Consider the following 12,235-nt stretch of genomic DNA (forward strand, 5'->3'; position numbering starts at 1 on the left):
AGAGGTCACACCCGTTCCCATACCGAACACGGAAGTTAAGCTCTTTAGCGCCGATGGTAGTTGGGGGCTTCCCCCTGTGAGAGTAGGACATCGCTAGGCATATTACCCAGGAGGATTAGCTCAGCTGGGAGAGCATCTGCCTTACAAGCAGAGGGTCGGCGGTTCGAGCCCGTCATCCTCCACCATTTATTTCTAAATGCCGGTGTAGCTCAGTTGGTAGAGCAACTGACTTGTAATCAGTAGGTCGAGGGTTCGACTCCTTTCGCCGGCACCATTTAGAGAGCCATTAGCTCAGTTGGTAGAGCATCTGACTTTTAATCAGAGGGTCGAAGGTTCGAATCCTTCATGGCTCACCAGTTAATTTAATACATTGTCAGAATAAAAATTCTTAAGCATATGCGGAAGTAGTTCAGTGGTAGAACACCACCTTGCCAAGGTGGGGGTCGCGAGTTCGAACCTCGTCTTCCGCTCCAACATATGCCGGGGTGGCGGAACTGGCAGACGCACAGGACTTAAAATCCTGCGGTGAGTGATCACCGTGCCGGTTCGATTCCGGCCCTCGGCACCATTTTTATTTTAATAGATATTTTAGCGCCCGTAGCTCAATTGGATAGAGCGTCTGACTACGGATCAGAAGGTTGTGGGTTCGACTCCTGCCGGGCGCGCCATTATAAATTTAATTGACATGTTCGGAATGTAGCTCAGCTTGGTAGAGCACTTGGTTTGGGACCAAGGGGTCGTAGGTTCGAATCCTGTCATTCCGACCATTATTATCATTATATGGGGCCTTAGCTCAGCTGGGAGAGCGCCTGCCTTGCACGCAGGAGGTCAGCGGTTCGATCCCGCTAGGCTCCACCATATTTTATTTCGGAGGTATACCCAAGTTCGGCTGAAGGGATTAGTCTTGAAAACTAACAGGCGGGTTAAACCGCGCGGGGGTTCGAATCCCTCTACCTCCTCCATTTTTAGTAATAATTTTTAACAGAATAAAGTAATATTGTCGCGGGGTGGAGCAGTGGTAGCTCGTCGGGCTCATAACCCGAAGGTCACAGGTTCAAGTCCTGTCCCCGCAACCAAATGGTCCCGTGGTGTAGCGGTTAACATGCCTGCCTGTCACGCAGGAGATCGCCGGTTCGATCCCGGTCGGGACCGCCATTTTTTTATAATGGGTCAGTAGCTCAGTTGGTAGAGCATTAGATTGAAGCTCTAAGTGTCGGCGGTTCGATTCCGTCCTGACCCATCTCTTTTAAATGGGGCCTATAGCTCAGCTGGTTAGAGCGCACGCCTGATAAGCGTGAGGTCGATGGTTCGAGTCCATTTAGGCCCACCATATTTTTCCGAAGTAGCTCAGTGGTAGAGCAATCGGCTGTTAACCGATTGGTCGTAGGTTCGAGTCCTACCTTCGGAGCCATGGCCCGTTGGTCAAGCGGTTAAGACACCGCCCTTTCACGGCGGTAACACGGGTTCGAATCCCGTACGGGTCATAATAAAATACATTTTGTATTTAAAGCTGTATGTAAGCTCATAATTTGAGTTTACATACAGCTTTTTTGTTATCCAATTCCTAGGTATGGCATTACAATAACTGGATGATGAAAGCATATAACAGGTTAAGTAATAGATACAGTTAGTGAAGGAGATGTTTATTCAATTGATTGAACTATAAAGGTAAAATAGGAGCAAAATATTTTAAATATGGATAATGGATACTAGTGTGCTTGATAAAAAAGAAAAACCAGTAAGGATAAGTCCTCACTGGTTGCCATTTTATTTTACTTTTAATATGCCATTAAAGTTGGTTTCACGTTGACGTGAGCTGTCACAATCGTGTTCAATCGTTTTGATCGCATTGTTGTTTAGCTTTTGGAACTCAATGACACAGCGTTCACCAGCAACCGTTTCAGATAGCATCGCTTTTTTATCGGATATCACAGTTGCGTAACCTTGTACAAATCCCGTAGCATAGCCATCATATGTTTCATATTCTACGTAGAAATCCTTTTTAGAGGTAAAGGAAATCGTCAAATCCCGAAGGCTTGAATCGGCTTCTCCACGTCCGTATTTATAATAGTAGAAGTAGTTGCCATCCCAAGAGTTTTCTTTTGATACGGTTGACCAATCTTTACCGACTCGTAAGGAAGCATCCACAGTTTTGCGGGCAGCATTTGCTCTTACGTATAGCGGGAGAGCGTCTAAGTTTTCATAGCTATTCTCTGCATCCTCAGAAATATAGAAGTAGTTTTTGTTTTGTAAATTGTAGAAAAATGCAACGACTTGTGCGCGTGTTAAATTGTTCGAGGCACCGAAATATTTTGCTAAGTTGGTGTTTTCATATTTTGGATTTTGCCCACCAGAAATACTGTGGTCGAGTAAAAACTGAATGGATTGATTTAGCGTAGCATTGCCGTCTGCTACATGGGTAATTGCTTGTGCTACGAGACCACGGCTAACTGCACGTCCTCGAATATCATTATCAAAATATCCATTTATCGGTACTTGATAGGCAGCAAGTGTATTGTAGTAATGATCTGAAGCGGTTTCCTTTTTCGTGAATTTATTAAGTTCTTCTGAGACCGGTTCTAAATCAAAATAAGTAACTAAAATCTTCGCAAATTGCTGCTCAGTGACTGATTGAGTTGGGCGGAATGTGCCATCTGGATAGCCACCAATAATATCAAAATCATAGGCCCATTTAATCGCATCATATGCATAATGATGGGCTGGTACATCTTTAAATAAAGTTTTTGCAGCAGAACTCTTCGTATTAAATGAAAAACTCATAATCAAAATTAATAAAGTTAGAAAGTAGTAATGGTGTCGCCTCATGGAAAAGCCTCCTTAAAGTGATTAATCAAAATTGGTTTTATTTTACTGTAGCATGTTCCAAAAGTTCCCGCAATGATTGTCTCAGCTCATGACAACATCGTTTGAATTTGTTATAGTGAATTTATAAATGATCAAGGGAGTGACGGGTGGACGATGATTATCTAATCTTATTTTTGAGTAATTGAAAATTTTTTTCAAACAAAAAATAGGATTAGTATGCCCAAATTCCAATAATTTTGTATAAAAGACTTTTTGCTATGCGCTTTTTGGCGTCTTTTTATACAAATATGAACAGCAGCTAATCCTTCCAAATGAAAACTTTGGGGGGATTTTTTTCTTCCCAAATTGCGGAGGTAAGATATATGAGAGAATTATTGAAATTACAGCATGGAACGATGGAGTTAGCCGACCGAATTCTTTTCGAAAATGTGACTACTACAATAAAGCAAAGTGAGGTCATTGGTATTATCGGACGGAATGGAAGCGGGAAATCTACTTTATTAAATATAATTGCAGGAACACAAACATTTACGAGTGGTCAGCGAAAATGGCTTCAACCGGATGCCACTGTATATGTAGTGCAGCAAGAAGAACAGCATTTTCAGCCAGGGGAGATAATGGAAGAGGAAGCGGTGTTGCTCGCACAGTGGCAAGTGCCAGATGTTTCGTATGAGCTGCTGAGTGGTGGGGAACGATTGAAACGCCGATTAGCGAGGGGATTTGCGCAAAAGCCGCAAATTTTATTATTAGATGAGCCGACTAATCATTTAGATGTGGAAAGTATGCAAAATTTAATCGATCAAATTAAAACGTATCCGGGGACGATTATTGTTGTTTCACATGATCGGTATTTTTTGGATGAGGTGACGACAAAAATATGGTCATTGGAACAGCAGCAATTTATCGAGCAGCAAGGCAATTACTCGCATTATATGGATGTTCGGGAACAGCGTCGTCACACGCAGCAACGTGCATATGAAAAGCAGCAAAAGAAAATTGACACGCTGGAACAACAAATGGATGCGCTCACTTCTTGGTCGCAAAAGGCGCACCGTGATTCTACTAAGCAGGAATTTCCGAAAGAATATTATCGCACCAAGGCAAAACGTATGGATGCCCAAGTGAAGTCGAAGCGAAAAATGATTGAAAAGGAAATTGAGAAAAATAAAGTTGAGCAAGTGGCGAAAGAGCAATCGGTTAATTTTACATTGCAAGCGAATAGCAAGTTAGGAAAACGATTTTTACAGGCGAAAAATGTGTCAAAGTATTTTGGGGAGCGACGTCTTTTTGAGCAGGTTAATTTTACGATTTTGCATGGTGAGCGTGTGGCGTTAGTAGGGGCAAATGGAAGTGGGAAAACAACTTTTTTAAATATGGTTATAGGGAGAGAATCCTATGATGGCGAGCTGTCGTTTTCACCTACGACGAATATTGGCTATTTAACGCAGGAAGTATTTGATTTACCAGATCATCAAACGCCTGCAATGCTTTTTCATCGGGATAACTATGCAGACCGTGGCCTTGTGCAAAACTTAATGCGGCATCTTGGTTTTCAAATGGAGCAGTGGGAGGAACCGATTGCCCATATGAGTATGGGTGAGCGCGTAAAGTGTAAGCTCATGCAGTATATTTTAGAAAATCGGGATGTGTTGATTTTAGATGAGCCGACAAATCATTTAGATTTACCGTCACGAGAGCAGCTGGAGGCGACACTTGCGGAGTATAAGGGGACGTTGATTTTTGTTTCGCATGACCGATATTTTGTTGATAAATTGGCGAATATGCATTTGGTTATTCAAGATGGAGCGATTCAAAAGAGGGCAGTTGGTCAATCCAATACGCAAAAGGATACAAAGGAAGAGCAGCTATTGCATCTAGAAACGGCACGTCAGGAAGTGCTAGGGAAGCTAAGTTTCATGACGGCAAAAGATCCAAGCTATTCGGAGTTGGATACTCAGTTTTTAGAGCTGACAAAGCAAATTAATGCGCTTAAAAAAGGATGAATTTACGGAAGGTTGGATATTTCTAACCTTCCTTTTTTTGCGAATGGAAACACCCACGTAATGATGAGGAACAATCATAAAAGAAAATTCCAAATTTCATCCAATATGGTATTCTAAAACTAGTGATAAATGTCGATATAAAGAGTAATGACAATTATGTTTGTTTTAACGAATACATAAAGAAAATGAAGAGGGGCTGTTAACTAGATGAATCAATCTAAAAAAATACTTGCTGCAATGCTCGCAATTCCTGCGACGGTAATTGTTGCGGGACAAGTGCAGGCGGCGGAAGTAGTTCCGTTTGAAATTAAAAATGAATTTGTTGGGACTTCGACTTTTGCGGATGAAGTGAGTTTACCAACAATTACTGCTACAACAAGAGATAAGTTAAAAAGCGGTATTTTAAATGAGATGGATAAACTTACAAAAGGATTTACGATTACTTATACGGGAACGGATGTTGCAACGTATAAAACAGATATCGAAGCGATTTTTAAAGGTTTGAAAACGAATATAAACGGTACGACAACAACTGATACAGCTTCAATTGATAATACGATGTTGTACGGAATGTTTAATAATGTTCGTGTAAATCCTACGGAAACAGGTGATGGTACAGGTTCAGTGGAATTAGCGTTTTCTTTTAATTACTTTGCTACTCCAGAAGAATTGAAAAACCTCGACGCATCAGTAGATAAATTGCTAAGTACTACAGGTGATTCCATTTTATTGAATATTAATACTGATGCAGGAAAAGTAAAAGCAATCCATGATTATACAATTAGGAATTATTATATTTCATCAACTAATCATAATGTCGGGAAGTTTTTATCAGATAAAAATGGTTCTGCTCATATGTATGCACTTTGGACGTACAAGCTTTTAAAGAAAGCAGGATTAGAGGTTCGTTACGTATCAGGAAAGTCTGATAGCAACGAGCTACATTCATGGAATTTAGTACAAGTGAACAATGGGGGAAAACAGGAATGGTATCACTTAGATGTTGCTGAAAATGATAATTCAATTAAAGATAGTACAAATATTAAATACCGTTACTTCTTAGCGGATAATACAACGATAGGTAGTAAAATTGATTATGGTGCAAATGGTATTGATATTACGCAGTGGGGAAAAGCTTTCAAGGCATTTGAAAAAATTGAAAATCCCGTTCAAACGGATAAAGCCATGTATTATGCTGATGGGAAAAACAATGCAGAAATCAAAGAGCTTAAATTAGATAATCTATCTGGAACACCAACAACAATTGATAAGGACGCAAAATCCGGAGTTGGAAAGATACTTTATTATAAACATACAACAGGCGACAGTACGACAATTGATATAGAGTATTTATATTTTATTAATGACGCAGATAACAAAAATTTATATCAATATGATATTAATACTAAAAAGTTACAGTTAATAATAAAGGAACCAATTGACTCGATTTCAATAAAAGCGGACATGCTAGAATATACAATAAAAGGTTCGAAAAAAGAGATTGATTTAAATGAATTAAAGAATTTTGATAGACAAGAAGTAGATAAGGTCATAGATGCGATTAATGCTTTAAACTATAATTACACAAGTTTCGGTGATTTAGAAAGTGCCGTTGCATCAGCCGATAGTGCATTTGTTGAGCTAAAGGGTAAGCAAGTATTAATCCCAGATAAACTTAAAGAAAAGCTAGTGGAATTTAATAATACAGTTGGAAAAATTCAAGACATTCAAGATAAAATTAATAAGTTAAATATAGATTCTTCTAGGGAAGATATTTTAAAAGTAAGAGCTGAATGGAACAAACTTAATTCTAATTCAATCTATAGGGGTTTTGTTAATGACTCTAATTTACTTGATCAAGAAAAGCGAATTGAAGCTAAAGATTTAGAGGAACGTATCCAAAAAATAATCGAAGCAATCAATGGTTTATCAGATACCTCAACATATGCCGAGGTAAAACTAGTATATGATCAATATATCGCGCTTGCTGATGCTAAATCACAAGTTACAAATGCCGCAATACTCGAAGCATTATGGGCAAAGGTAGGTACAGAGAAAGCTGCCATCGACCGCGTCAACAAATTAATCAAGGACCTTAACTCAAAATCAACAAAAGATCAAATTCAAGCAGCTCAAGATGCATACGACGCATTGCCTGAATCTTCACGAGCATTAGTAGTGGACTATGAAAAAATTGCACAGCTATTGGCAGAGCTCGATGGTAAGGAAACCGAACTTGCTGACAAAGAAGCGGCTCGTTTAGTAGAGGAAAAGATCCTTGCACTGAATGATGAATCTACGCCAACAGCCATTGCAGAGGTGCGTGCGGCATACGAAGCGTTAAATGAAAATGCGAAAAAATTAGTGTCCAAAAAGATGTTAGATTTACTTGTCTCTTATGAAAATAGCATGAAAGAACAGACGGACCAGGCGAAAAAAGAGGCGCAAGTCGTTATTGACCGCATTAATCGCATTACAAATAGCTATACAGAAGCTCAAATTAAAGATGTTCGACTGGCGTATAATGCGCTTAGTGATTTGGCGAAAACGTATGTAACGAATTTACAAAAATTAATCGATGCGGAAAGAAATATTTTATATCAAAATACCGTTGTTAAAGAGGCAAAATTACAAGCTGCAGCATTTGATGCCTATATGGCGAATATTAGTCGTACCTCGTCCACAGCGGAAATTGCGAAGGCGCGCGCGTATTATAATTCATTATCTTATGAGGCGAAAAGACATGTCAAAACGTATGAAAAATTACGTCGCCTTGAAACGATGTGGAATGACCCAGATTATTTAGGGTTAATTTTTACGTACTATCCAGATTACATTAACGCGATTAAACCAGGGGGCATTGAACTAGAGAAACCTAAGTATGACTCGTTGTATATTCCAGATGATTCGAGTTCCTTTGCTTATTCACAACCAGATACGACGTGGTCACCATATGAGGAAATGGCTTATTATAACGGTCGATATACGACAAAGATTGAGGCTTCACAAGTTAAGAATGTAGCAGATAAGACGATGATGTTGACAGCGGAAGGAATCGAACTATTAATTCCGACAGCGGATATTAAAGGGACATCTGCAGCGGTTGGAGTGTCTATGACTGTAGACAATGATAAATTAATTATTAGCTTTACAGAAGGACAAGCGGCGCAAGTGTTTTCAGACTTTGTCGAGATTCGAATCCCAATGCGTACATTAGATGGGACTTCATCAATGGCTGTGCAACGTACCGATAATAATGGGACAACACCAGCAAGCTATAAAGTAGAAGGCTCTAATTTTGTTATTCGCACAAAAATAGGCGGGACTTTTACAGCGAGCAATAGCAAAACAACGTATTCGGATTTAGCATCAGCGAGCACGAGTGCGTCAGGTATTCGTGAATTAGCGAAGCGCGGCATTACGTATTCAACATCAGGTAAGTCAGTCATTCCGAATAAAAGTGTGACACGTGCTGATGTTGCGACATTACTTGCGAAAGCGCTCGATGTTTCAAGTACGAAAGCGACAAAATATAACGATTTAAAGTCGACGGTATCTTCAAGCTATGTACAAGGCTTATTAGAAGCAGGTGTTATGAGCGGAGTGACGGCGCAGCAATTTAGTCCGCATAGTGCAGTGAGTCGTCAGGAAGCAGCGATTATCATAGCCAATATGTACCGCTATTTAAATCAAGATTTGTCACTTGCTTATAATGAATTAAAGACAAATTTTAGAGACGTTTCTCATTTAACATATGAAGCGCGTCAAAGTATCGCGATTTTGGAATTATTCGATGTTGTGGATGGCACTGCTTCAAGTCAATTTAATCCAGAGCAAAAGTTAACGAGAGCACAGTTTGCCGAAATGTTATACAAGGCATTAAACGCAATCGAGTATTTATAATCTTCACTACAAAAGCACAGCGGTTTATACGCTGTGCTTTTGCATTTGTAATTGTCTAATCATATAATATTATATAGAAGAATATGGATATATTTTTAGGGAGGTTGCGTTGTGGAATATTTATCAATGATTTTTTTCAAAATTGTTGCGCCTATTTTAATACTGCTTTTCATTGGCGCAATTTTGCAGAAGAAGTTCAATTTTAATTTAAAGGCATTGTCCCATTTAATTACGTATTGCTTCATGCCAGCAGCGGTCTTTATTAATATTTATGAAACGTCGATTGAAGTAAGTGTAATCGGGCAAATTACACTCTTTATCGTACTTTTTATGGGGAGTCAAATGCTATTGAGTCACTTGTTAGCGAAGGTCCTAAAGCTGGAACGAAAAGAAGCAGCGGTATTTAAAAACAGTGTCGTGCTCATCAACTCAGGGAATTATGGTATTCCTGTTGCGCAAATGATTTTTGCTACGAACCCGATTGGTGTAGCAATTCAGGTCATTATGGTAATTTTCCAAAATATGGTGACGTATACATATGGGTTATACAATTTAATTTCCTCTACGAAGTCTGGCATCGCGATAGTCCTCGATTTTTTGAAGATGCCGATTGTGCATGCGCTTATTTTAGGTGGGGTACTTAATTACTTGAATGTACCTATACCAGATACGTTTAGCATTCCTCTAGAGCATATTGCAAATGGCTTTGTGGCGGTTGCATTAATTACACTTGGTGCGCAACTTTCGCAAATCGAAATACGGTCGATGTTTAATAAAATGATTTTTGTCAGCTGCTTTACACGTTTATTGGTTGGACCTGCTATTGCATTGCTTGTCATCTTTGCGCTTGGATTGGATGGGGTAGTGGCACAATCTTTATTTATTGCTAGTGCATTTCCAACGTCACGTAATAGTGCAAGTCTCGCTTTAGAATATGATGTCGAATCGGATACAGCGGCGCAAACTGTTTTATTTTCAACGATTATTAGTTGCCTCACAGTGACGGTCGTTATTTACATGTCGAATTTTATATTTGTGTTAAATTAAGAGATTTCCAATTAAATAAAAATGAATGGTATAGAAATTACAAGCGTAAAACACAATTTCTATACCATTTTATATTTTTATATGATGTTTTGATTATATTCGACATTTCAAGTCAGTTAATTATTAAATTAGCATAAAATGAGATAATTTATGTTGAAATTTTCCGAATAATACAACATAATTGTTTTTGATAGCATTACTATCATTTCATAAAAGGGGAGAGAATGCGATGCAAAACATTCAATGGGAGAAAGAAGTAGATGTAATCGTTCTAGGGACAGGGGGCGCGGCATTATCGGCAGCAATTGCAGCGGCGGATAATGGTGCATCTGTGTTAGTACTTGAAAAAACGCATCAAATTGGTGGTACAACGGCTTATTCTGGCGGTGTACCATGGGTTCCATTAAATCACTATATGAAAGATCAAGGCTTCTCGGACAACCGTGAGCAAGTAATTGCATTTATAAAACGATTAACTCTCGGTCGTGCGGAAGAAAGCATGATTGAGCGATTTGTAGATAAAGGTCATGAAATATTCAAGTTTTTAGATGAAGAAGCGCAAGTTCGTTTTAAAACGCCAAAAACTTATCCAGAATATTATCGAAATTTAGATGAAGCATTAAAAGATGGGACACGTTCACTTGATCCGGTACCGTTTGATTTAAATTTAATTGGCGACTGGGGCATGCATTTGCGCCAAAATCCAATTTTCCCACCACTAACATTGGAAGAAGGCGGTGCGATTGGTGGTATTGATTTCACAGTAGTTGCGGAACGTATGCAAAACAATATTGTTACAATGGGGCGCTCACTAGTTGCTTCTTTATTTAAAGCATGTTTGGATCGCGGTGTTGAGACATTATTAAATACTGCGGGTAAAGAGCTTGTAATGGGGGAAAACGGAGAAGTGATTGGCTTGATTGCTGAAACTTCAGAAGGTGAAAAGAAATACTTCAAAGCAAATAATGGCGTCATTTTAGCTTCAGGTGGCTTTGAGTGGAATAAACAATTAACGAAAGCATTTTTAAAGATGGACATTACGCATCCTGTTTCACCTCCAGGAAATGAGGGCGATGCGTTAATGATGGCGATGAAAGTTGGCGCGGCACTTGATAATATGAGTGAAGCTTGTTGGTACCCAGCGATGGTTGATCCAAAGTTTGAGTATGAGGACAATGTGATGGCGCAATTAGGTAACGGACGTAACGGCCCGAACTCGATTGTTGTAAACAAGCATGGTCGTCGTTTTGCACATGAAGGAACAACTTATAATGATTTGCCACGTACATTCTTTAACTTTGATCCAGTGAACATTGAGTTTCCCAATGAAGCTCCGGTCTGGCTAATATTTGACCAGCAGCTAAAGGATCGTGAACTAATTATTACGATGACACCGGGTGATCCAGCTCCGGATTGGGTAGACCAAGCAGCGACATTGCAAGAGTTAGCTGAAAAAGTAGGCGTGAATGCAGAAAACTTAATAGATGAGGTTGCAAAGTGGAATGGGTACTGTGAGCAGCAGGAAGACCCAGATTTCCACCGCGGTACGATTCAATTTGAAAACTTAACGGGTGGCGGTGGAAATCCCGAGGCCAACCTAGGGAAAATTGAAAAAGGACCATTTTATGCATTACCAATTTATTTAGGTGCATTAGGTACAAATGGTGGACCAAAAATTGATGGAAATGGACGAGTAATCAATTTTGCAGGGCAGCCAATTCAAGGCTTATATGCAGCGGGCAATGCATCAGCTAATCCACTTGGCCCAATCTATCCGAGTGCAGGGGGAACGATTGGACCTGCGATGGTATTTGGTTTCTTAGCAGGGGAACATGCAGCAAAAACAACTTTAGTAAAAAGCGAGGTATAAAAATATGCCACAAGGAACACATACATTAAGCGTGCCATTAAGTATTGAAACGATTTGGGAATTTGTACAAGACATGAACAACTGGGCGCCATTAGTACCAGGCTATATTGAACATGAAATACTTAATGAAAATGAATCGACATGGGCTTTCAAAGGTGATTTAGGATTCATGAAGAAAACGGTCAAACTAAAAATTGACATTAAAGAGTGGAATGAGCCTTCAGCAGTCATTTTTGACTTATCCGGTTTATCCGATAATTTTAAAGGTGGCGGCTATTTCAAAGCTGAAAAAGTTAGTGACAATGAAACGTTGATGACAGGGAACTTAGATATTACGGCTGGTGGTATGATGGGGCCAATGGTCAATCAAATTTTAGTGAAGTTCGTGCCACAAACAGCAACAGAATTGACAGAGGCAATCGTTACAAAATTATGTGAAGATAATAACGTGCCGGTATAATTTGAAAATGAAAAAGCCACTTTTGATGCAATGAACTGCTCCCTGTCAAGTAGACAGCGGAAATAATAAAAATACTTTAAGCGGCTTGAACCCTGTATTCTAGAGGGCTTAAGCCGTTTAATTTTT

6 protein-coding genes, 15 tRNA genes and 1 rRNA gene are annotated in these 12,235 nt (G+C 39.4%); 21 read left to right on the plus strand and 1 reads right to left on the minus strand.

The window, feature by feature from the left end; all coding sequences use genetic code 11:
* The 16 genes from rrf to ACQKIH_RS21820 all read left to right on the plus strand — a co-directional run.
* Positions 1 to 99, plus strand: a 5S ribosomal RNA gene (gene rrf, locus ACQKIH_RS21745); the annotation flags it as partial.
* A gap of 10 nt (positions 100 to 109) precedes the next feature.
* Positions 110 to 185: transfer RNA gene (locus tag ACQKIH_RS21750), tRNA-Val, on the plus strand.
* Between the two features lie 13 nt (positions 186 to 198).
* Positions 199 to 274: transfer RNA gene (locus ACQKIH_RS21755), tRNA-Thr, on the plus strand.
* Positions 275 to 280: 6 nt separating this feature from the next.
* Positions 281 to 356: transfer RNA gene (locus tag ACQKIH_RS21760), tRNA-Lys, on the plus strand.
* A gap of 42 nt (positions 357 to 398) precedes the next feature.
* Positions 399 to 473: transfer RNA gene (locus ACQKIH_RS21765), tRNA-Gly, on the plus strand.
* Positions 474 to 479: 6 nt separating this feature from the next.
* Positions 480 to 568, plus strand: a tRNA-Leu gene (locus ACQKIH_RS21770).
* A gap of 23 nt (positions 569 to 591) precedes the next feature.
* Positions 592 to 668, plus strand: a tRNA-Arg gene (locus ACQKIH_RS21775).
* Positions 669 to 690: 22 nt separating this feature from the next.
* A tRNA-Pro gene (locus ACQKIH_RS21780) sits at positions 691 to 767 on the plus strand.
* Positions 768 to 782: 15 nt separating this feature from the next.
* Positions 783 to 858 (plus strand) — tRNA-Ala (locus tag ACQKIH_RS21785).
* Between the two features lie 11 nt (positions 859 to 869).
* Positions 870 to 962: transfer RNA gene (locus ACQKIH_RS21790), tRNA-Ser, on the plus strand.
* A 39-nt stretch (positions 963 to 1,001) separates the two neighbouring features.
* Positions 1,002 to 1,076: transfer RNA gene (locus tag ACQKIH_RS21795), tRNA-Met, on the plus strand.
* A gap of 3 nt (positions 1,077 to 1,079) precedes the next feature.
* Positions 1,080 to 1,155 (plus strand) — tRNA-Asp (locus ACQKIH_RS21800).
* 12 nt (positions 1,156 to 1,167) lie between these two features.
* Positions 1,168 to 1,240, plus strand: a tRNA-Phe gene (locus ACQKIH_RS21805).
* A gap of 13 nt (positions 1,241 to 1,253) precedes the next feature.
* Positions 1,254 to 1,330 (plus strand) — tRNA-Ile (locus ACQKIH_RS21810).
* Between the two features lie 6 nt (positions 1,331 to 1,336).
* Positions 1,337 to 1,411: transfer RNA gene (locus ACQKIH_RS21815), tRNA-Asn, on the plus strand.
* Position 1,412: 1 nt separating this feature from the next.
* Positions 1,413 to 1,484, plus strand: a tRNA-Glu gene (locus tag ACQKIH_RS21820).
* Positions 1,485 to 1,767: 283 nt separating this feature from the next.
* On the opposite strand, the gene ACQKIH_RS21825 is transcribed toward ACQKIH_RS21820, so the two are convergent.
* Positions 1,768 to 2,781 carry an S-layer homology domain-containing protein gene (locus ACQKIH_RS21825; RefSeq protein ID WP_427768876.1) on the minus strand — a complete coding sequence of 338 codons (1,014 nt, stop codon included), beginning with the start codon at positions 2,779 to 2,781 and terminating at the stop codon, positions 1,768 to 1,770.
* Positions 2,782 to 3,188: 407 nt separating this feature from the next.
* On the opposite strand from ACQKIH_RS21825, the gene abc-f reads away from it, so the two are divergent.
* The 5 genes from abc-f (at position 3,189) to ACQKIH_RS21850 (ending at position 12,109) form a co-directional block, all read left to right on the plus strand.
* Complete coding sequence (gene abc-f / locus ACQKIH_RS21830; RefSeq protein ID WP_427768877.1) at positions 3,189 to 4,829, plus strand: ribosomal protection-like ABC-F family protein; 1,641 nt, start codon at positions 3,189 to 3,191, stop codon at positions 4,827 to 4,829.
* A 207-nt stretch (positions 4,830 to 5,036) separates the two neighbouring features.
* Positions 5,037 to 8,732, plus strand: a complete 3,696-nt coding sequence (locus ACQKIH_RS21835) for an S-layer homology domain-containing protein (RefSeq protein ID WP_427768878.1) — start codon at positions 5,037 to 5,039, stop codon at positions 8,730 to 8,732.
* A gap of 111 nt (positions 8,733 to 8,843) precedes the next feature.
* Positions 8,844 to 9,779 (plus strand): AEC family transporter, encoded by a 936-nt coding sequence (locus ACQKIH_RS21840; protein ID WP_427768879.1) that lies wholly within the window; start codon positions 8,844 to 8,846, stop codon positions 9,777 to 9,779.
* Positions 9,780 to 10,008: 229 nt separating this feature from the next.
* Positions 10,009 to 11,649 (plus strand): FAD-dependent oxidoreductase, encoded by a 1,641-nt coding sequence (locus ACQKIH_RS21845; RefSeq protein WP_427768880.1) that lies wholly within the window; start codon positions 10,009 to 10,011, stop codon positions 11,647 to 11,649.
* Positions 11,650 to 11,653: 4 nt separating this feature from the next.
* Positions 11,654 to 12,109 carry an SRPBCC family protein gene (locus ACQKIH_RS21850; protein ID WP_057988382.1) on the plus strand — a complete coding sequence of 152 codons (456 nt, stop codon included), beginning with the start codon at positions 11,654 to 11,656 and terminating at the stop codon, positions 12,107 to 12,109.
* The last annotated feature ends 126 nt before the right edge of the window (positions 12,110 to 12,235 follow it).

The sequence above is a fragment of the Solibacillus cecembensis genome, from assembly GCF_050272495.1.
Lineage (GTDB): Bacteria > Bacillota > Bacilli > Bacillales_A > Planococcaceae > Solibacillus > Solibacillus cecembensis.

Bases quoted from the DNA above. Each gene is read 5' to 3' on its own strand.
- ACQKIH_RS21825 (WP_427768876.1), bottom strand. From the start codon at position 2,781: ATGAGTTTTTCATTTAATACGAAGAGTTCTGCTGCAAAAACTTTATTT.
- abc-f (WP_427768877.1), top strand. From the start codon at position 3,189: ATGAGAGAATTATTGAAATTACAGCATGGAACGATGGAGTTAGCCGAC.
- ACQKIH_RS21835 (WP_427768878.1), top strand. From the start codon at position 5,037: ATGAATCAATCTAAAAAAATACTTGCTGCAATGCTCGCAATTCCTGCG.
- ACQKIH_RS21845 (WP_427768880.1), top strand. From the start codon at position 10,009: ATGCAAAACATTCAATGGGAGAAAGAAGTAGATGTAATCGTTCTAGGG.
- ACQKIH_RS21850 (WP_057988382.1), top strand. From the start codon at position 11,654: ATGCCACAAGGAACACATACATTAAGCGTGCCATTAAGTATTGAAACG.